The organism is Olleya namhaensis (assembly GCF_900114005.1).
Taxonomy (GTDB): Bacteria; Bacteroidota; Bacteroidia; order Flavobacteriales; family Flavobacteriaceae; genus Olleya; species Olleya namhaensis.
Genome location: NZ_FORM01000011.1, coordinates 1 through 19,885 on the forward strand (window position 1 = coordinate 1; position 19,885 = coordinate 19,885).

20 protein-coding genes are annotated in these 19,885 nt (G+C 31.6%); 5 read left to right on the plus strand and 15 right to left on the minus strand.

Annotated elements, in window-relative coordinates; all coding sequences use genetic code 11:
* Positions 1-227: 227 nt before the first annotated feature.
* The 14 genes from BMZ09_RS14630 to BMZ09_RS14695 form a co-directional block, all read right to left on the minus strand.
* Complete coding sequence (locus BMZ09_RS14630) at positions 228-686, minus strand: hypothetical protein (protein WP_090841980.1); 459 nt, start codon at positions 684-686, stop codon at positions 228-230.
* Between the two features lie 176 nt (positions 687-862).
* Positions 863-1,390: a hypothetical protein gene (locus tag BMZ09_RS14635; protein ID WP_090841982.1), complete on the minus strand. Its 528-nt coding sequence runs from the start codon at positions 1,388-1,390 to the stop codon at positions 863-865.
* Between the two features lie 116 nt (positions 1,391-1,506).
* Positions 1,507-2,142 carry a hypothetical protein gene (locus BMZ09_RS14640; protein WP_090841984.1) on the minus strand — a complete coding sequence of 212 codons (636 nt, stop codon included), beginning with the start codon at positions 2,140-2,142 and terminating at the stop codon, positions 1,507-1,509.
* A gap of 137 nt (positions 2,143-2,279) precedes the next feature.
* Positions 2,280-2,921, minus strand: coding sequence for a hypothetical protein (locus BMZ09_RS14645; RefSeq protein WP_143067834.1), 642 nt, complete (start codon positions 2,919-2,921; stop codon positions 2,280-2,282).
* A gap of 161 nt (positions 2,922-3,082) precedes the next feature.
* On the minus strand, positions 3,083-3,589 hold the full coding sequence (locus BMZ09_RS14650; RefSeq protein WP_090841988.1) for a hypothetical protein: 507 nt from the start codon (positions 3,587-3,589) through the stop codon (positions 3,083-3,085).
* A gap of 967 nt (positions 3,590-4,556) precedes the next feature.
* The gene (locus tag BMZ09_RS14655) at positions 4,557-5,102 is read right to left on the minus strand and encodes a hypothetical protein (protein ID WP_090841990.1); all 546 of its coding nucleotides are present in this window, start codon (positions 5,100-5,102) and stop codon (positions 4,557-4,559) included.
* Positions 5,103-5,263: 161 nt separating this feature from the next.
* Complete coding sequence (locus BMZ09_RS14660; RefSeq protein WP_090841992.1) at positions 5,264-6,295, minus strand: hypothetical protein; 1,032 nt, start codon at positions 6,293-6,295, stop codon at positions 5,264-5,266.
* 395 nt (positions 6,296-6,690) lie between these two features.
* Positions 6,691-7,785: a hypothetical protein gene (locus BMZ09_RS14665; RefSeq protein ID WP_090841994.1), complete on the minus strand. Its 1,095-nt coding sequence runs from the start codon at positions 7,783-7,785 to the stop codon at positions 6,691-6,693.
* Positions 7,786-8,233: 448 nt separating this feature from the next.
* The gene (locus BMZ09_RS14670) at positions 8,234-8,761 is read right to left on the minus strand and encodes a hypothetical protein (protein WP_090841996.1); all 528 of its coding nucleotides are present in this window, start codon (positions 8,759-8,761) and stop codon (positions 8,234-8,236) included.
* A gap of 166 nt (positions 8,762-8,927) precedes the next feature.
* Complete coding sequence (locus BMZ09_RS14675; RefSeq protein ID WP_090841997.1) at positions 8,928-9,245, minus strand: hypothetical protein; 318 nt, start codon at positions 9,243-9,245, stop codon at positions 8,928-8,930.
* 31 nt (positions 9,246-9,276) lie between these two features.
* Positions 9,277-9,786: a DUF6896 domain-containing protein gene (locus BMZ09_RS14680; protein WP_090841999.1), complete on the minus strand. Its 510-nt coding sequence runs from the start codon at positions 9,784-9,786 to the stop codon at positions 9,277-9,279.
* A 32-nt stretch (positions 9,787-9,818) separates the two neighbouring features.
* Positions 9,819-11,378, minus strand: a complete 1,560-nt coding sequence (locus tag BMZ09_RS14685; RefSeq protein WP_090842001.1) for a M28 family peptidase — start codon at positions 11,376-11,378, stop codon at positions 9,819-9,821.
* 127 nt (positions 11,379-11,505) lie between these two features.
* The gene (locus BMZ09_RS14690) at positions 11,506-11,835 is read right to left on the minus strand and encodes an FUSC family protein (protein ID WP_090842003.1); all 330 of its coding nucleotides are present in this window, start codon (positions 11,833-11,835) and stop codon (positions 11,506-11,508) included.
* Between the two features lie 6 nt (positions 11,836-11,841).
* Complete coding sequence (locus BMZ09_RS14695; RefSeq protein WP_090842005.1) at positions 11,842-12,633, minus strand: DUF3108 domain-containing protein; 792 nt, start codon at positions 12,631-12,633, stop codon at positions 11,842-11,844.
* 131 nt (positions 12,634-12,764) lie between these two features.
* Here BMZ09_RS14695 and BMZ09_RS14700 point away from each other — a divergent pair, with 131 nt between their 5' ends.
* The 4 genes from BMZ09_RS14700 to BMZ09_RS14715 all read left to right on the plus strand — a co-directional run bounded on the left by BMZ09_RS14700 (position 12,765) and on the right by BMZ09_RS14715 (position 16,579).
* Entirely contained in the window at positions 12,765-13,175 is a 411-nt protein-coding gene (locus tag BMZ09_RS14700; RefSeq protein WP_245741154.1) for an HYC_CC_PP family protein, read from the plus strand.
* Positions 13,176-13,245: 70 nt separating this feature from the next.
* Positions 13,246-13,965 carry a heavy-metal-associated domain-containing protein gene (locus BMZ09_RS14705; protein ID WP_090842008.1) on the plus strand — a complete coding sequence of 240 codons (720 nt, stop codon included), beginning with the start codon at positions 13,246-13,248 and terminating at the stop codon, positions 13,963-13,965.
* A gap of 2 nt (positions 13,966-13,967) precedes the next feature.
* Positions 13,968-16,202, plus strand: coding sequence for a TonB-dependent receptor (locus tag BMZ09_RS14710; RefSeq protein ID WP_090842010.1), 2,235 nt, complete (start codon positions 13,968-13,970; stop codon positions 16,200-16,202).
* A 20-nt stretch (positions 16,203-16,222) separates the two neighbouring features.
* Positions 16,223-16,579 carry a heavy-metal-associated domain-containing protein gene (locus BMZ09_RS14715; protein ID WP_090842012.1) on the plus strand — a complete coding sequence of 119 codons (357 nt, stop codon included), beginning with the start codon at positions 16,223-16,225 and terminating at the stop codon, positions 16,577-16,579.
* Between the two features lie 76 nt (positions 16,580-16,655).
* On the opposite strand, the gene BMZ09_RS14720 is transcribed toward BMZ09_RS14715, so the two are convergent.
* Entirely contained in the window at positions 16,656-18,011 is a 1,356-nt protein-coding gene (locus BMZ09_RS14720; protein ID WP_090842014.1) for a TlpA family protein disulfide reductase, read from the minus strand.
* Positions 18,012-18,236: 225 nt separating this feature from the next.
* On the opposite strand from BMZ09_RS14720, the gene BMZ09_RS14725 reads away from it, so the two are divergent.
* A complete protein-coding gene (locus BMZ09_RS14725) occupies positions 18,237-19,859 on the plus strand; it encodes an ABC-F family ATP-binding cassette domain-containing protein (RefSeq protein WP_090842016.1) in 1,623 nt (540 codons plus the stop codon).
* Positions 19,860-19,885 lie beyond the last annotated feature (26 nt).

The window sequence follows — 19,885 nt, forward strand, 5'->3', positions numbered from 1 at the left end:
ATCAACTTGTCAGAGGTTTCAAATTCCTCTAAAAGTGCAAACTGTTTTATGTTTTCGATTTTTGGCATTCGGTTTTTTCGGCATTAAGCACAACGAATTTGTGTATGGTTAGTTGCGTGGTTAAGCACCGAATTTAGCAAATAAATCACAGATAGAATATTCCGCAGGAATGTTCGTAAGTCGGAAGTGACCAAGCAATTAATTATACACGGTGTTGTAATGCGTTTTTATTCTTTTTTACAATAAAAAATAAATTCGTTACTCGGACTTATCTTATATTTAATCAAATCTCCTTTTTTAAATGTTTCATAATATTCGTTTGGCTCAAACACCTTAATTCCGTTTGATAAACTAATTTTTCTATTGAAAATATTTATTGATTTTATTGTCGCTTTTCCTTCTGTTTTTTTTCCAATTTTTAAATCAGACATAAGATTATTGATTCCTTTTTTAGAAGTCAAAAATGCAATTGTCAGAGGGATTAACAAAACAATCATGATTCCTAACAGTCCAGATAAAAGTTTCACATTATCGTTATTTAGATAAGCTGAGAATCCGCCAATTATTGTACCAATTACAATTATTATTAAAAATTCTTTAAGTTGTTTGTTTCTGTGAGATTTATAATTTTGAAGTTTATTTTCAAGATCTGTTTTCTCTTTATTAGTTAATAATACTTCTTTCATTATTGTCAATTCCTGTTTTTCTCAAATGCATTACAACGAGTTTGTGTATGGTTAGTTGCTGTGAGCACTAAGATAGCAAAAAGAAACAGCGTAGAGGAAATTCGGCAGAATTTCCGTGGTAATCATTAAACACCATCAAGCAATTGACTATACACGTTGTTGTAAGTAGTATTTTGTCAAAAGTTTATATCATCCCTTTTGCAATACCAATTTGGATCGCATCCAGTCGTTACACATCCACCAGATTTATATTCCTTTTCTTTTTTCTTTTCACCTTTTCTGGTTATTTCTGCAATAAGTCCATATGAAATTGGAATAACTTGGTCTTCTTTTTTACAAACTGGACAAGTTTTGTTTTCTTTTGATTGGTCATATTTACAGGATAAAGCTAGAGGGATTTTAAATTCGATAGTATCATTAGGTTTGATAAATCCTATTCCGGTTCTTTTTCTTCCATAATAATCTGGTTCTGTTCTAATTCGGATTGAGTCAGATTCAAGATTATAAAATGAAAAATTAAGATTTTCATCTACAATTGTGCTTATTTCAATTCCTTTAATCTCAAGAATTACTTTTGTCTTTCCGGCAATCAATTCCACTTCTTCTGGAATTTCCGCGATTATTTTTCCTTTAATTACTCCGTTTTGAGCAAGACAGAATGAGATTCCAATAAAGGTTAATATTATGCTGAATGTTTTTTTCATATTACTTACAACGGTCTTGTGTATGGTTAGTTGCGTGGTTAAGCAACTAATTTAGCAAATAAATCACAGATAGAATATTCCGCAGGAATGTTCGTAAGTCGGCAGTGACCTAGCAATTAATTATACACGGTGTTGTGTACAGTTTTCTTTTCAAATTCGTGTTTTAGTTTATTTAGTTTTTTGACTATCACATCACGGTTCTTACTTGACTTAACCCACTGAGGCAAATTTGTTATCATAGAGTATTTGTGCCTTCCATCATCTTCTCTCAGCTTAGCTTCAACATATTCTTTTAGATAATCTAAATGGTCAATATTATACAACCAAAGTACATTGTCTTTTATGCTGGTTTGAAGCCATAGGTCAAATCCAAAGTACGGGTCAGTTGCCTTGTCATTACGATACTGGAACCATTGAATTTCATATTCTCTTTTGGTCTTACAAACTCCACAAGTTAATTCAGATAATTCATAAGGTTTTCTTGTGGGTTCTGTCGTATGGGATATTCCACTTCCACAATTTCCACAGGCTCGGTTTATAAAACCTTGTACATATCCTGACCATTTATCATTTTCAGAGTCTTGAAATCCACAAGATTTACAATTACATACAGATTTATGTCCTGTTGGAAACGGTATTGTATATTTCGGTAATTCGGTTTTAACCAAAGCCGGTTCAGAGCACTTTGGACACTTAACCCAAATCTCTTCACTAAAATAAACTGTTGGATATGCTGGTTTACTGAATTTCATTTTTCTCTATGTCACTATTGTACACAACGGTTACGTATAAGAATAGTGCGGTTTTGTGTGCGAGGATTTTCCGAAGGAAAATCAGACGTAACAAAAATGCACTAACCTTTGATTAAGCACTTACCACCGCATTATTTTTATACAATGTTGTAAGTAGTCTTTTTTAATTTTATTTCCTCAAATCTCTCACTCGGAACATCCTCAACACTGTTGAAATAATCTTCCGCTGTTTTTAGAGATTCAATTGCTTTTTCCTCTTTTCCAGCCAAAATATAAAAGTCAAATATTTTTGAAATAAACCCAAAACGTTGTCTTTCCATTAAACTGTCTGCTGCACCTTCCCAATCAGAAACTTTATCCAATATGGGTAATCCAATTGTTAAAATGTTTTTTGTCAAATCGTTCATTAGTTTGACATTATCAAATTCGGTTAAGTCATAATGTCCTGCATTCCAAAAATCGGTATTCCAAGTCTTTATATGGTTATCATACCAAGATTCAACAAATTCATTCATTGGTTTAAATCCGTATTTTTTTTCGTGCCATTTCACATAGTAGTTTGATTTAACAGACAAAATTGTCCAAAAACAAACAATAGTATTTCCAAAATTTCGCTGATTTTTAGCAAAGTAGATTTCTTGAGTAAAATCGCCTATTTTTCTTTTAAAAGTCAGTTCTGATTTGAGAAGTTTAAATCCAAGCGAAGTAAGTTCAGGTTGAACGAATTCTTCGACTAACTTTCGAATTCTATCTCCTGGTTTTAATTCCGCATATTTCATTTTTTTTCTCGTGAACATTGGGTTTCTCAGATTACTTACAACGTGTTGTATATGGAAAGTTGCGGGTTTGCGTGCGAGGAATTTCCGAAGGAAATTCAGACGTAGCAAACGTGCAACGACCTTTATTTAAGCCCAACACCAGCAATTTTTTATATACGGTGTTAGCATACGTTATTTATTCGGTCTCTTATTTTTCCAAGTTCCGTTTTAATATTTTCGTCTTTTATTAATTCAGAATGTTCAGTCACTTTTTTAGTAGTTTCTTTCCAAAAAGGATAGAGAAATAGCATAGAACTTGTTCCTAAATTTTCATAAGTTCCATTTTCTCTTTTCATTTCATACACATTCTTAAAATTCACCTTGCCTTTATAATAATCAGTCCTTTTCATTTTTGTGGTAAAAAAATCTAAAAGTCGATTTAGTCCTTCTGATATTTCTATTCCGTATTGTTTACCATAATGAATATGACTAATTCCATAACCAACAATTAATTCCGAATTTCCAATATCAAATTCAAACCAAACTGATGAATCTTCTTCGTCTTGGGAGTAAACATTAATGTGGTAACATTCCTCATATTCTTCTGATTCGTTATAATTGTCAGGAAAATATTTATCGAGAAATCCTTTAATTTCATTAAAAGCAATTCTAATTTCTTCTTTTTCCACTTTTTAATATTTCAATTTTGGTTCTCGATTACGATTCGGTTTTAATGTATGCTAACGTTGTTGGATATGGAAAGTTGTGATTTGCGCGCAATGAAATTCCGAAGGAATTTCAGCAGTAAGTAAATAAGCAACTTCCATAACTTAAGTACTAAAGTAAACAATTTTTTATATGCTGTGTTGCCTACAGTTTTTAATTTTTATTTTTTTGAGCAACAAGCTAATTCGGTTTACGTCGTTGTTACGTCTGAGTGGAAATCTGTATTACTTGCTTTTTTGTTTTTACTAACTTAAAATTCTAAAAAAAAAATCGCTAAAAAATAACAGGCTTTTAATCGGTGTTTTAGATCCACAATCTGGCTAAAATTCTAAATAGGTTAACTGTGTGCTTTACGTTAGCTAAAGACAATTATAGCTAGCTTAAAATCAGTGGTTTTTATATTCTGTTTTACAAGTTTTGTATTGAGTTTTGCAATTGTAGGCAACGTGTTGCATATGGAAAGTTGTGTTTACGAGCAATGAAATTCCGAAGGAATTTCAGCAGTAAGAAAATAAACAACTTCCATAACTTAAGCACTAAAGTAAACAATTTTTTATATGCTGTGTTGCCTACAGTTTTTAAATTTTACTTTTTTTGAGTAACAAGCTAATTCGGTTTACGTCGTTGTTACGTGTGAGTGAATATCGGAAGATCGTATTTTTTGCATTATCAGGCTAAAATTCTGAATTGGTTAACTGTGTACTTTACGTTAGCTAAAAACTATTAAAGTTAGCTTAATATCAGTGGTTTTTATATTCGGTATTACACGTTTTGAATTGAGCGTTGCAATTGTAGGCAACGGTTTTGTATATGGTTTGTTGCGTGTTTCAGCACCTAATTTAGCAAATATAAACCGAATAGAAAATCCGCGAGGATTTTCGTAAGCAAGCTAGAACTAGCAATAAATTATATACGGTGTTACCCAACGTTTTATTCTATAAGACTAAACAATGTGTTTTCATCGAAATCAACAATTTTTAAAATTCCTTTTTCTTTTGAATAATAAAGAGTTTTCGGATAATTTCTGAGTAAATAAGCATTTGAGTATTCAACTCCTTCTACATTAGTTGAGTTAATAAATTCGTTTTGAAAATAATAGAAGTCATCTCCAAAACAATCATAAAGATAAGCTGTAAATTCAAAACCATTATCTCTATCTCCTTTTACTTGAATTTCACCATTATAGCAATTCGAATTATCCGTAAACAAAATTCTTCCAATTTCTATAAATTCTTCTGAAGAAGATCCAAATATAAATGATGACTCATTAGGACCATCTTCAACATATTCTATAGTTTTCGATTCAACAAAAAAAGATACAATTTCATCAGTTTCTATGTTTTTGAGTTGAAAAGTCTCACCTGTTTCATAGGCTAATAACTCTTTACCTTCTTGACTCAAATCATAATATCTGTCTTCTACTTTGCAAGATGTAACTAATAAAATGAGAAGTAATATTTTAAAGTTGTTTTTCATCTTCTTGGTTTTTTTAATGTTGGGTAACGTGTTTGTATATGGTTTGTTGCGTGGTTTAAGCACCTAATTTAGTAAATAAAAACCGAATAGAAAATCCGCGAGGATTTTCGTAAGTAGGCTAGAACTAGCAATAAATTATATACGGTGTTGGCAACTGTATTTTATTTAATTAAAGGCTCATTATTTTTATCAATTAGACTAGTGTTTATCATTCCGTTTCCTGTGTGAATTTTTTCTTTAAATTCAATTCCTACTTCGAATAACATCATTCTATAATAGAGAGCAAAATCATCATAATCAAATTCTTTGCTATAGATGTCACTAGAACTATTTACAGTCAAATGACCATTGAAAAAATGAGAATGATAGTATGGGATTTTTGCTTTTATAGAAGCCGAATAAAAAAGATAAGCGGTAATCTCAATTTGTTGAACGAAACTAAGAGGTGTAAACCTTATTTGTTTAAAATTTTCAAAATGATTTTCTATGGCGTTATTATCCTCGAAAAGAACAATAACTATGTGTTTTCCAAGCTTAATTGATAAACATGGAAAGCTAACTCTTGTCTGGTAGAAGAAACTTTCTGTTTCGGATTCAAAAAAGAATAGACTCCAAGGTTTAACATTCCAAGTAGTTTCGTAGCGAATTGATTGTAGAAAAAGTTGAAAACACGAATAGCTTTGAAATTCTTCATCAGATATTATTGAACCCAACTCAGGTTTTTGTCTGTCATAAAGTAATGATAATTCTTTGTGCCTTGTTGCATATAATATTTTACCACACCAATCAAAAACAACTTGTTCGTCAAAAGAAGTCAATTCTTTAAATCCTTTTTGCATTAATTTTTGGAAATTGCTTTCTAAAATGGATAAATGTTCATTATTACATTTCGAGCAACATGGAACAGTAAGGTTTTTATATTGAATAGTTGTTTCGTTAGTTATTGAGATAGTTTTATCCCATAAATCAAATTCTTTTTGTAGCCATTTTGGAAAGACGTGTTCACGAGTTATTTTTCCTTCAATCTTATGACCACATAGAAAGCAATTTTCTGTGTTAAATTCCGAGTTTTTGAAAGGAATGTAAAATTGTTTCTCCATATAGTTGCCAACGTGTTGGATATGGAAAGTTGTGATTTGCGCGCAATGAAATTCCGAAGGAATTTCAGCAGTAAGTAAATAGACAACTTCCATAATTTAGACACTAAAGTAAACAATTTTTTATATGCTGTGTTGCCTACAGTTTTTAAATTTTACTTTTTTGAGCAACAAGCTAATTCGGTGTGCGTAACTATTGCGTCTGAGTGAATATCGGAAGATCGTATTTTTTTTACATTATCAGGCTAAAACTCTGGATTGGTTAACTGTACACTTTTAACTAGCTAAAGACTAATAAAGTTAGCTTAAAATCAGTGATTTTTATATTCGGTTTTACACGTTTTGAATTGAGCCTTGCAATTGTAGGCAACGTTGTTGTGTATGATTTCGTTGTGTGGTTTAAGCACTAAAGTTAGCAAATAAATCACAGATAGAAAGTCCGCGAGGACTTTCGTAAGTAGGCTCTAACTAGCAATGAATTATACACGGTGTTAGCTGTAGGTTTTTAATTTCAGTTTCTCATTTTCTCGTTTAGCACTTATCCAAGGAATTTCGCTAATTGAACGGTCAATATTTTTATTCATAAAATCTTCTTTATCAATATGATTTTTCAATTTTATTTCGGAAACGAACAACGGAAATGAGTTTGATTTACTTTCAAATTTATAGTTTGTATATAAAGCTAAAACACCATTTTCATAAAGTATTTCTTTTTGAGAAATAGATTCTCTTTCTTTAATCTCATTATTCTCCAAATATGCACATAAATATACTCTAGCTGTATTTTTATCATAAAATTCAAAAATCGAGTCGTGTATTAATGTCATTAGACAGATTAAAATTTCTTGAATATTATCTGTAATGATGTTTGTGTATTTAGAGTCAATATTAAATTCGTTTAATATTTTCTTGAAATTATTCTCAAAGTCAGAAGTTAGTGAATTAGTATCAAATACAGAATGAAAATGTATTGCACCTCTTATTACTTTTTGCAAAGAATCAATACTTGAATTTACCTTTCTAATTAATTCTTGACCTTGTAAAATAGATTTTTGAATTTCTTTATCCTCATTAATATTAGGTAACTCTTGAAGAAGAGAAATCATTTTTTTAGTTCTGAGCGTATTTAAGTAATAGAAATTTTCCTTTTTTGTGTAATTTTCTTTTAGAGTTTTTTCAGCTTGTGCTTTTGTGAATCCAGTATATTTTATTAAATGACTTTCTGGTAAATCATCAAGTCCGTCAAAATACAGGATATTAAACAACTTAGATTCAACTTTTTCTAAATCAATTCCACCCAACATATAATCACTTAGTTCTTCTTCAGTTTTTATTTCAGGTTGCTTTTTTAGAAGCTGTTCATCTAATAATTTAAATTTGGCATATCTTGAGTTAACTTTTTTATGAAAAATCCCTCTGTTTCTTTTTGGATGAGCAATGAAATGAGCTAATTCTTTAACTAATCCATCATATTTTAAATATTCTCTAGAAACTATTAGCAAGGTTCGGATTGTTCCTTCATCAAAATCTTTCTTTTCAATCTTAATTAAAGATTCAGTAAGTGCTTGCTTAATTTTTATTGACATTCTTTATTCTTGGTTGGGTTTTCAACTTACAGCTAACGCAGGGCTAAACGTAGTTAGGCTCTGGATTTTTTTGATGTTGTGTATCGAAGATACATAAAAAGAAAAAAAGACAATAGAGCCTGACCAAATTACTTTTAGCTGATGATGGTGTAACGTTTTCACTCGATGTGCGGTAGAAGGCCGTTTCTGGCGGATAGGTCTCTTATCCTACGGCTAAAATTGATTTGGTTTAGCCCTGCGATGGTGAACATTTCCCAATGGGCGGGAGTTGGTAGCGCAGCGAACAACGAAGCAAATTGGGTCGGCCTTTTCGCCGAATGTTCACCATCGTGTTTGTATATGGTTTGTTGCGTGGTTTAAGCACTAAAGTTAGTAAATAAAAACCGAATAGAAAATCCGCGAGGATTTTCGTAAGTAGGCTAGAACCAGCAATAAATTATATACGGTGTTACCTGCTGGCTTTATTTATTTTCATTCCAATTTTTTCATTTATTTCTTGTAAATCTCGACTTCCATTCAAATTCAGTTCGGAAAATATTAAATCCAATATTGGTCGACAATAATCAGTTTCAACTTCTGATTGAACACAATTCAAACAGTATCCACGATTTACAAAAACATAATTTTTCACCAGAATTAAGTCTCCACCAACATTTGCTTTTTCACAACTCGAAAACATTTTAATCGTTTTTGATATTTTTTTGCAATGCTCTAATTCGGTTTTGTCATATATTTCAAAATATATTGATGGAAACCAATCTTCCAAATAAATTTCTTCCCTTTGTTTGTCTTTAATTGATTCCGTTCTTATGAATTTAATTAATCCTATTGGTTTTATTGTATCGTTCAGCGGTTTAATAGTGGGTTCATATTCAGAATCAATTTCATAAGTCCATTGTTTTAGATCGTTAATATCTGGTTCCGAGTCACACGAAAGAAGAAATGGTGTTAATAAAATGAATATAATTTTAGGCATTCTCTATGTTGGTTTTCAGCTTGCAGGTAACGGTCTAGTATAAGAATAGTTGCGGGTTTGCGTGCGAGGATTTTCCGCAGGAAAATCAGATGTAGCAAACCCGCAACTACCTTTGTTTTAGCACTAAACCGCAATTATTTTTATACATTGTTGTAAAACGTTTTTTTTAATCAGTTAAAGTGGCATCTTTTACTTTTAAATCGATTGAGTCAAAATTTACATCTAAATGAAATGGTGTCATATATCCGAAATCTATTAAATAGTAAAAATTAGTTTTAGTGCTATCTTTCGGATATCCGATTTTTTCTATCACTTCAGATTTGGATTTTCCGATTAGTATTTTACTCTCAACTAAATCAGTCGACATATTTCCACGTTCAATTTGACTTCCGTTTCTCCATTTTACTTCATCAAATTTTTCCGCTTTGGTATTATTTCCGCAACTCAATAAAAATATAAATAAGAGTAATATTGTATGTTTCATTTCAGTTTGTTCAAAAATCCTTCAACATTTTTTATTCATCAGGCCGCTCATTATTAAGGATTAATGATTTATATCCGAAATCTCCAATATCAATTATATAATTTTCTTGTTCTAAGGTATTTAAGCATTCAGACAAAACCTCACTAGCTTTAATCTTTTCGTAAATATCATTCAACTCTTTAGTGGTTTCTATAAACCATAGTAAAGTTGACTCATTAAAAATCCCATAATTTATTCCGCCATTTATTGTTATGTCTAAAATTTGGTTATTAATCTTATTTTCAAATCGACAATGACTTCCGTGAAATTGATAAATCCAATTATCAGGTAAAGAACCTTTCCATAAATCATTTTGTCGCGTAATTAACTTTCCAAAAGGATGCTCTTTTGATAAGTCAAGGTCAAATTCAGTTCCGAGAATATTTATTAATTCGTTCGCTTTTGAATCGAACTTAATGATTTCTTCTAAAATTATATTTTCTAGTGAGTTCAGTTTTTCAAATGTTTTACAACTAGTTATATGATTACTTTTGTTCCTCATATCCCGTAAATATTACGGGATATGAGGAAGTTTTATTCTCCTTTATCAACTTTTATTCTTTCATCACGATTGGCTAATTCCCATGCAGTGTAAAAGACTAAACGTGCTCTGTTTTCTAATAAATCGTACTCAATTTTGTCTGGTGTATCACTTGGTCTGTGATAGTCGTCATGTGTACCATTAAAATAGAATATTACTGGGATATTGTTTTTAGCAAAGTTATAGTGGTCTGATCTGTAGTAAAAACGATTAGGATCGTTATCGTCGTTATAAGTATAGTCTAACTCAACGTTAGTATACTTTGTGTTTACCTTTTCAGATATCTCGTGCAGTTCTGTACTTAATTTATCACTTCCTATTAAATAGATGTAGTTACGGTCACCTTCTTTACGTTTAGGATCAATACGTCCAATCATATCTATGTTAAGGTTAGCAACGGTATTAGCTAATGGAAAAATAGGATCGTTGTCCGTATAATGTCTACTTCCTAATAATCCTTTTTCTTCTCCAGTTACATTTAAAAATACCATTGATCTTTTTGGACCATGACCATCCTTTTTAGCTTTTGCAAATGCTTCAGCAATTTCTAAAACAGCAACTGTACCAGATCCATCATCGTCAGCACCATTATATACTTCGCCATTTTTAACACCTTCATGATCTAAATGTGCAGAAACAATGACGTATTCGTCTGGTTTTTCGCTTCCTCTAATAATTGCAGCAACGTTTTCTGACGCTAATGCTTTAGAATTGTTAGTGTAATCTAAATCTAGAGTAGTGGTAATAGTTTCGTTTTTAAAAGACGTATCATAACTAGTAATGTCTTTGTTAAACAATGCTTTTACGGTCTGTGTGTTTACTAAAAAGTAAAACATGTTTTTATCAGTACTTACCAAACTCATTCTACCGCTAGAAGTACCATAACGTAAGGCAGCCATAGCAAAAACATCAGGATTGTAGTATAATACAGCTTTAGCGCCTTTTTCTAGTGCTAAATCTCTTTTTAAAGCAAATTCTTCTCTAAAATTTGACCATTTAGAAGCCGCTTTAGTTCCAGAGATAACATAAGTACCGTCCGCGTTTTTAGGTTCGCCATTAATAAAAAACACGACTTTGTCTTTAATATCAATAGTACCGTAGTTAGAAAAAGCATCATCTTGGATTCCGTAACCAAGATTTACAATCTCCCCAGCCTGAAGTTGGCTAGTTTCCATTGGGTTTATAGATACAAAATCTTCAAGATTTTTTAATGCTTTACCGTTTATGGTTAAAGCAACATCTGGTTTAGATTGTAATTGTAAAGGGACATTTTGAAAGTAATTCCCATCTTTTTTAGCAGCAGGAACACCATATTGGATATAATGTTCTTTTAAAAAGTTGATAGCTTTTTTTTGCCCTTCGGCACCAGTTTCTCTACCTTCAAATGCATCAGAAGCAAAGGTGTACAAAGCCGTTTTTAAATCGTCTTGTGTAATAGTCGCAGCGTACACACTTGGGTCGGCCACTTTTGTATTGGTTGTTTTGCTTTTTTGAGAGCTTCCACAAGCAATAAATAATAGACTTAAAGAGGCTATTGAAAGTAAGGATTTCATTTAAAAGTATTTATAAAGTTATACTTTCAAAAATACAAGAAAAAATAAGTTGTTTCCAACTTATTTTTTCATTTTAACATAGGCTTAAAAAGCCCTATAAATCTATAAATAAAACGGTAAGCGTTTCTTAGTCAATAATTATAAGATCGTCTAATTCTTCTTTAGCTTCTTCGTTTAATTTATCTTCTGTTTGTTGCAAGTCTTTAGTGTCGCCAACTTCGGATACAGTAAAGATTGTTTTGTAAGTTGCTAATCCTAAACTAATAATAGTTAGCAAAAATATAACCTGAATAACATGTGTTGGTTTTGCTTCCTTTTTTGATTTTAAAAAGGCTATAATTCCAAAAATAAAAGCCAAAACAGCAGGGATAAATGCTAATTTATATAACGGTAATACGGCTAAAACTACAGCAAGAACAGCAAAAATCAATCCTAAAATAATACTTGTTTTTCTCATAATATATTAGTTTTTTAAACCAGTTGCAGATTTAATTTTTAATTCACCACTACCAACAGCTACTTTAAACTTAGCATATACAGGTATTTTGTTTTCGTCTGCAGTTAACCATAAAATATTAGAGTTATTACCTTTTAGTACGTTAGTACCTGCAGCACCAATAGCTAGTTTGTAACATTCTTTTTTACCCAAAGCAGTATTTATAGTTTCTTTAGCTAATAATTTAAAACTGAATTTAGTCAATTTATTATCAAACAATACAGTAAACGTGTCCGAAGCACCAATAGGCGCTTTTTTAATATCCAAAGTTCTAATTTTATAAATAGTAGCTACAATATCTCTTGTACCATTATTTATTTTTACTTTTTCATTTCTATCCCAAAATCCAGAAGCAAAGTTTTTTGACTTTTTTCTAATTAAGCTCTCCACTAAATTAGCCTTATGGTTGTACTTATACTTTACGTATTTATAATAACCACCTTCATTAATCTCTCTGTTATATAAATATGGTGTTACCGTTCTTGGGCTAACATAACTTTCATATAAATCTCTAATTTTAAAAAAGCTATCAAAGTTACTATATGTTGTTGCGGTACATTTTAAATGCAATAGAGTGGAAGCACTTGTTTTCATCTCATTAGCTTCCATTTTAACTTCTGCAATATCAGTTAAAATACCAGACATGTTGTAAGAAGCAGAAAACACTAGCTTTTCGCCACTTTTAAAGGCATTGTTGTCTTGCCCAAAACTAAATGTTAAGGCTATAAGCGTTACTAATATGGTTAATTTAAATTTCATAAAATCCGTATTTAATTGTCAAAGATATAACTTAACATTAATTGTGCCGAAATTATTGTGTAGTTTTAAAATACATGTTAAACCTTTTTTAAAACTCTAGTACTAATTAAACTATTTTGTACTTTTGTACCGTGATAAAAACAGTAATATATAAAGGGGTATCTTTTGTTATGGCATTAGTGGTGTTGTTTTCAACATTATCTTTTACCATAGAGAGTCATTACTGTGGCGATCATTTAGTGGATACCGCTGTTTTTACTAAAGCTAAAAAATGTGGCGTAGATGCGGATACTACTATTACTCCTACAAAAACTAAATCGTGTTGTAGTGATACCGTACAAGTTATTAAAGGACAGGATCAATTAAAACTTAACACGTTTAGTGATCTAGATTTTAGCACACAATACATAATTACAACCTTTGTTTATAGTTACTTACATTTATTTAAAAGTTTACCAAAGCAAAGCATTCCGCATAAAAATTATGCACCACCCAATCTGATATTAGATTATCAGGTCCTTCACGATGTTTATATTATTTGATATTGTGCTTTTATTAGTTTCGCTTACGCGGAACCTTTATAATGGTACTATTTATTAAATAATATATATAATGACACACACATACAATGTTACAGGCATGACCTGTAATGGATGTAAGGCTTCTGTTGAAAAAGCATTACAATCCATAGAACATGTTACAGCTGTTTCGGTAAATTTAGAACAAGCCGAAGCACAGATTGACTTGTCAAAACCTATTACAATACAGCAACTTCAGGATGGGTTGCCTTCAAAATTTACAATTAGTAAAACGGAAGCAGCGCCAAACGTATTAGCTTCGGTTGAAGTAAAAAGCCAATGGAAGCAACTGTTTCCTTTGTTTTTAATCTTCGGCTATATTTCGGCAGCAGCCGTATTATTAAATTATAAACCCTGGAATACCGCTAGTTTTATGCTAGATTTTATGGGGCTATTTTATATTGTTTTTAGCTTTTTTAAATTCTTAGATTTAAAAGGGTTTTCCACAAGCTTTAAAATGTACGATCCGTTAGCTAAAGCAATTCCGCAGTACGGACTTATTTATCCTTTTTTGGAGCTAGCTTTAGGATTACTATTTTTAACACGCATGCAATTACCATTTGCATTAGGCGCAACAATTTTAATTTTAGGAATCACCACAATAGGCGTTACCAAAGCACTTTTAGATAAAAAAGCAATACAATGTGCCTGTTTGGGTACAGCTTTAAAATTACCAATGACCAAAGCCACATTTATAGAAAATACCATCATGTTAATCATGGCAGTTTGGATGCTAATTAAAATGTATAATTAATTATGAAAAAACTATTCATTTTATTTAGCTTTTTACCATTTATAATGGTAAGTCAAACCCAATTGACAGGTGTAATACACGAGGCTAATCCAGATACCAAACAGCAACCGTTATTTGGCGCTAACCTAATTTGGTTAGGCACAAGTGTGGGGACATCTACAGATATTAATGGGCAATTTACGTTACCATACACTACAGAATATAAGCAACTAGTAATTAGTTATGTTGGTTTTAAATCGGATACGCTTACTATAACTTCTGCAAAAGCAATTACACATTATTTAAACCCAACAAGCGATTTGGATGAAGTCGTTGTACAGTCAAGAAAAAAAGCAACATCAAGGTCTTATTTAAGAGCCCAAAATACATTGTTGGTAAGTAGTGACGAGTTATTAAAAGCAGCATGCTGTAATTTATCAGAAAGCTTTGAAACTAATCCGTCCATAGACGTTAATTTTAGCGATGCGGTAACAGGAACCAAACAAATAAAAATGTTAGGTTTATCTAGTCCTTATATTTTAATTGCTACAGAAAATATACCGTCTATCAGAGGTGCTTCTCAGGCATTTGGATTAAGTTTTATTCCAGGGACTTGGGTGGAAAGTATTCAGATTACAAAAGGCGCGGGTAGTGTTGTTAATGGTTTTGAGAGTATTGCTGGGCAGATTAATGCAGAGCTAGTTAAGCCAACAACGGATAATGCCTTTTTTGTAAATCTTTATGGCGCTAGCAGTACGCGTTTAGAGTTAAACACACATTTTAATACAAACGTTAGTGATAAGTGGAGTACAGGAGTGTACTTACATGGTAATACGCACCAAGAAAAGCATGATGTAAATAACGATGGTTTTATGGATATGCCTTTATACAATCAGGTTAATGTCATGAACCGTTGGCAATATACAAATCCAGAAAAAGGGTTTGTTAGTTTTATTAACTTACGCTATTTAAATGACCAAAAACAATCGGGACAATTAGATTTTGATCCTAACACAGACAAGCTTACTACAAATGCTTGGGGAAGTGAGATTGATACGGAGCGTTACGAGTTATCTGCTAAGTTAGGCTATGTAAACCCAGAAATACCTTGGCAAAGTGTGGGTCTCCAATTTGCGTTTAGTAATCATAAACAAGACTCTTATTTTGGTTTAAACCAATATAATATTGATCATACCAGTATTTATTCTAATGTTATTTATAACTCTATTATTGACGATTCTAGACACAAAATTAAAACGGGTGTAAATTATACCTATGATGATTATGACGAGTTTGCTATCGGTCAAGGTTTTGCAAGAACGGAACGTAGTTTTGGAGGGTTTTTTGAGTATTCTTTTGATAATTTAGAAATGTTTACGCTAACCGCTGGATTACGTGTGGATTCTCATAATTTATTAGGCGAATTTATTACACCAAGACTGCACATGCGTTACTCTCCTTGGAGTAAATCAGCTTTTAGAGCTTCCGTAGGTCGTGGTAAGCGTAGTGCCAATATTTTTGCTGAAAACCAGAACTTATTTGCATCATCGCGTAATATTTCAATTTTAAATACTACTGGAAATATTTATGGTTTAGATCCTGAAATTGCATGGAATTATGGTGTGTCTTACTTACAAGGATTTAACCTGTTTGGAAGGGCTGCCGATGTTACGTTTGATTTTTACCGTACAGATTTTCAGAATCAAGTTGTGGTAGATTTAGAAAACCCACAAGAGGTTAGTTTTTATAATTTAGAAGGTAGTAGCTATGCTAATAGTTTTCAGGTAGAGTTAAATTATAATCTGTTGGAACATTTAAATATTAGAACGGCTTACAAGTATTACGATGTTAAAACGCAATACCAAACGGGTAAACTTACCAAACCATTGACACCAAAACACCGTGTGTTTGCAAATGCGTCTTATGAGACTGAAATTAAAAATAATAGTAATTGGAAATTTGATGTAACCTATAATTGGTTAAGTCAGCAACGTTTCCCGTCAACACTTAATAACCCAGTTCAATATCAATTAGATGAGTATTCAGGGACAATAGGAACCTTAAATGCACAAATGACACGAGTATTTTCTCCAAAATTTGAAGTATATTTAGGTGGCGAAAACATTACAAATGTTAGACAAAGCAATCCAATTGTAAGCGCAGACAATCCGTTTGGCTCAAGTTTTGATACTAACTTTGTATATGGCCCAATTTTTGGAAGTATGTATTACGCAGGATTAAGATATAAAATTAAATAAAGACAATAAAACCCAATAAGATGAAAAAACTAGTATTAGTATTATTAATGATTGCAACCACAGTAACTTTTGCACAAGACAAAAATAAAAGAGCTAGCTTAGAGGTTGATGGAGTTTGCATGATGTGTAAATCAAGAATCGAAAAAGCATGTTATAAAACTAAAGGAGTAAAAAGTGCTATTTGGAGTGTAGATACACATGAGTTAAAATTGATTTTTGACGAAAACAAAACGGACCTGGCTTCCATAGAGCAAAACGTTGCTAATGTTGGACATGACACAAAAGCATTAAAGGCTACAGACGAAGCTTATGGATCTGTACATGACTGTTGTAAATACAGAGATGAAGAGGTGCAAGATGATCATAAAAAAGACTAAACTAAAACACTTTATAACAAAAAAAAGGACTGCAAATTGCAGTCCTTTTTTTTATGTTTTATCTGGTAATATTAGCTTACTTATTAATTAAAGATAACATTTCGCTTTCAATAGTAATGTCAAACATATTCGCTTTTGGATTAATAATCTTAGCGTCTTTATCTACAATAAACACCTTATTAATTGGTCTTATAGATAATTGCTCAATAGCTTTTGGCGCATCTTCAAAATGATACTCGTTAGTAAATCCTAAATGGTTGCGTTTTAATACTTCTGTTTGCTCTTTACCACTAATACGGTTAATGCTAATGGCTAAAAAATCAAACTCAGGATACTTTTTCTCTAAGTCTTTAGCACGCTCATGGCAAACCTTTAAATGGTAACGGTCCGTAACATCCCAAAAATAAATTAACGTAGGCTTTTTAATGATAGCTCTTAAATGCTGTACTTGCTCATTATTATCTAAAACCATTAAATCAGGAATTACATGTCCAGGTTTTAATAGTTTGTATGAATTTACTAAACTAGTTGCATTAAATTTTTGTTCCTTATTAGTACTCTTTTTTTCAAAAGAAGCTAAAAGTGTATCATAATCGTCTACACTTTTAGACACATTAATAAACTTAATCATGTTATAATATAGCAGTCTATTTTTAATAAACGTGTCATTTATTTTAGCGTCTATTAACGTTAGCTTATCTAAATTGTAATCTAGTGACTGATTGTTATAAGTATCGTCTTCGGAATGCTTAAAATGCTCTTGTAATGCTATATTGTTAAAATGAAATCTTAAAAAAGACACGTATGGTCTGTAGTCCTTTAAAGTGCTGTTGTTGTAGTTTATTTCTTTTCTAAAATCAAAAAAGTTATCCGGTAAGGTTTTAAAAATATCACTTTCATTTTTACCGTAGTTTATAAAAGGATACGCTTCTTTACTGTAAAAATAGTTGTAGTCTATGTTCGCTTTTGCAAACGTGTTAAATAACTCAGACGTATTGTATTTTATAGAAAACGTTTTTAGTTTATCTAATTTATTACGTCGGATGTCGCATAGTTTTTTGTCAAAGACTTTAGGTTCTAATTGGCTAATCTCCAAAACTTCTTGTTCTTGCTTTTCAGTTTCTAAAAACAAATCCATTAAGTAGTTGTTTTCTTTGGCACCAATTCCGCTAAAAACTAAGGACTCATCAAATTCCATAGTATTTACACGTACCATAATACTATCGCCTGGTTGTACTAATAAAGATTGAGATTCTTTACCATCATAAAAACTAAATAAACCAGGTTCAAAATTATTGAAGCTATATTTAAATCTATTTTTTTTGTCTAAATAAACCGTGTCAATAATGGTGGACGATTTATAAAGTACAATATACTTGCTGCTAGGGTTAATGATTTCGCCTCCAAAAAAAGCAGTGTTATCGTCTGACATGTCCTTATCCTTCTTACAAGAAAAGAAAACGCTAAAGCAAAGTATTGTATAAATTATGGGTCTAAAAGACATATATTAGTTTATAAGGGCAAATCATATTAAAACAAAAATATGCCTTGCATCAGAGTTCTCGTGTTAAGGCGTTGTTAAAACTTATTAAAGAGTAAACTATAGCTTCTATTTCGTGTTAATTTTCTACTTTTGCACAAAATTAAAACAAAGAATATGTTATCAGTATCAAATTTATCAGTTCAATTCGGTAAGCGCGTGCTTTTTGATGAAGTAAGTACCACTTTTAATAATGGAAACTGCTACGGAATTATTGGAGCTAATGGAGCTGGGAAGTCAACATTTTTAAAAATTATTTCTGGACAACAAGATCCAACTTCTGGTCAAGTACATTTAGAAGCAGGAAAGCGTATGTCTGTTTTAACTCAGGATCACAACAAGCATGATGCGGATACTGTTTTAGAAACGATTTTAAAAGGAAATAAAGCACTGTATAAAATTAAGACAGAAATAGATGCCTTATATGCAGACTATACAGACGAAAACGCAGAAAGAATAGGAGAACTTCAAGTAAGATTTGAAGAAATGAACGGTTGGAATGCAGATAGTGATGCTGCAGCAATGTTATCTAACTTAGGGATCAAAGAAGAGTACCATTACACATTAATGGGCGATTTAGATGGTAAGCAAAAAGTACGTGTGTTATTAGCACAAGCGCTTTTTGGAAATCCTGATGTTCTTATTATGGATGAGCCTACCAATGATTTGGATTACGAAACAATTGCTTGGTTAGAGAACTTTTTAGCTAATTATGACAATTGTGTTATTGTAGTCTCTCACGATAGACACTTTTTAGATGCCGTTTGTACGCATATTAGTGATATCGATTTTGGAAAAATAAACCACTTTTCTGGTAACTATACATTTTGGTATGAGTCATCTCAATTAGCAGCTAGACAACATGCACAACAAAATAAGAAAGCAGAAGAGAAGAAAAAGGAATTAGAAGATTTTATCCGTCGTTTTTCTGCCAACGTAGCAAAAAGTAAACAAGCTACCAGTAGAAAAAAGATGATTGATAAGCTTAATATCGAAGATATTAGACGTACAAGTCGTCGTTACCCTGCTATTATTTTTGATCGTGATAGAGAAGCTGGAGATCAAATTTTAAATGTTGAAGGATTATCTTATACATTAGAAGGCGAACCCTTGTTTAAAGACATTGATTTAAACTTGCAAAAAGGTGATAAGGTTGTTTTATTTTCTAGAGACTCTAGAGCAACAACTGCTTTTTATGAAATTTTAAATAATAATTTAAAAGCTGACGCAGGAAAGTTTGATTGGGGTGTTACAACAACGCAGTCTTACTTGCCATTAGATAACAGTACCTTTTTTGAAAACTCAGATTTGACCTTAGTAGATTGGTTACGTCAATGGGCACAAACGGAAGAAGAAAGAGAAGAAGTACATATTAGAGGCTTTTTAGGTAAAATGATTTTTAGTGGTGAAGAAGCCCTTAAAAAATGTAACGTATTATCTGGAGGAGAAAAAGTACGTTGTATGTTATCTAGAATGATGATGACTAGAGCTAACGTTTTACAATTAGACGAGCCTACCAATCACTTAGATTTAGAAAGTATTACAGCGTTTAACAACTCTTTAAAAAACTTTAAAGGGACCATGTTATTTACAACACATGATCACGAGTTTGCACAAACTGTTGCAAATAGAGTAGTAGAGTTAACACCAAACGGAGTTATTGATAGATATTCTACTTTTGACGATTATATGCAAGACAAAAAAATCAAAGAGTTACGTGATAAAATGTATACGGTATAGTTTACAAGTTATTTAAGTACAACACG

What these genes read in the sequence shown, in the direction of transcription:
- BMZ09_RS14630 (WP_090841980.1), bottom strand. Translation starts at nt 686, where the DNA reads ATGAAAGAAGTATTATTAACTAATAAAGAGAAAACAGATCTTGAAAAT.
- BMZ09_RS14635 (WP_090841982.1), bottom strand. Translation starts at nt 1,390, where the DNA reads ATGAAAAAAACATTCAGCATAATATTAACCTTTATTGGAATCTCATTC.
- BMZ09_RS14640 (WP_090841984.1), bottom strand. Translation starts at nt 2,142, where the DNA reads ATGAAATTCAGTAAACCAGCATATCCAACAGTTTATTTTAGTGAAGAG.
- BMZ09_RS14645 (WP_143067834.1), bottom strand. Translation starts at nt 2,921, where the DNA reads ATGAAATATGCGGAATTAAAACCAGGAGATAGAATTCGAAAGTTAGTC.
- BMZ09_RS14655 (WP_090841990.1), bottom strand. Translation starts at nt 5,102, where the DNA reads ATGAAAAACAACTTTAAAATATTACTTCTCATTTTATTAGTTACATCT.
- BMZ09_RS14660 (WP_090841992.1), bottom strand. Translation starts at nt 6,295, where the DNA reads ATGGAAGTTGTCTATTTACTTACTGCTGAAATTCCTTCGGAATTTCAT.
- BMZ09_RS14665 (WP_090841994.1), bottom strand. Translation starts at nt 7,785, where the DNA reads ATGTCAATAAAAATTAAGCAAGCACTTACTGAATCTTTAATTAAGATT.
- BMZ09_RS14670 (WP_090841996.1), bottom strand. Translation starts at nt 8,761, where the DNA reads ATGCCTAAAATTATATTCATTTTATTAACACCATTTCTTCTTTCGTGT.
- BMZ09_RS14675 (WP_090841997.1), bottom strand. Translation starts at nt 9,245, where the DNA reads ATGAAACATACAATATTACTCTTATTTATATTTTTATTGAGTTGCGGA.
- BMZ09_RS14680 (WP_090841999.1), bottom strand. Translation starts at nt 9,786, where the DNA reads ATGAGGAACAAAAGTAATCATATAACTAGTTGTAAAACATTTGAAAAA.
- BMZ09_RS14685 (WP_090842001.1), bottom strand. Translation starts at nt 11,378, where the DNA reads ATGAAATCCTTACTTTCAATAGCCTCTTTAAGTCTATTATTTATTGCT.
- BMZ09_RS14690 (WP_090842003.1), bottom strand. Translation starts at nt 11,835, where the DNA reads ATGAGAAAAACAAGTATTATTTTAGGATTGATTTTTGCTGTTCTTGCT.
- BMZ09_RS14695 (WP_090842005.1), bottom strand. Translation starts at nt 12,633, where the DNA reads ATGAAATTTAAATTAACCATATTAGTAACGCTTATAGCCTTAACATTT.
- BMZ09_RS14705 (WP_090842008.1), top strand. Translation starts at nt 13,246, where the DNA reads ATGACACACACATACAATGTTACAGGCATGACCTGTAATGGATGTAAG.
- BMZ09_RS14710 (WP_090842010.1), top strand. Translation starts at nt 13,968, where the DNA reads ATGAAAAAACTATTCATTTTATTTAGCTTTTTACCATTTATAATGGTA.
- BMZ09_RS14715 (WP_090842012.1), top strand. Translation starts at nt 16,223, where the DNA reads ATGAAAAAACTAGTATTAGTATTATTAATGATTGCAACCACAGTAACT.
- BMZ09_RS14720 (WP_090842014.1), bottom strand. Translation starts at nt 18,011, where the DNA reads ATGTCAGACGATAACACTGCTTTTTTTGGAGGCGAAATCATTAACCCT.
- BMZ09_RS14725 (WP_090842016.1), top strand. Translation starts at nt 18,237, where the DNA reads ATGTTATCAGTATCAAATTTATCAGTTCAATTCGGTAAGCGCGTGCTT.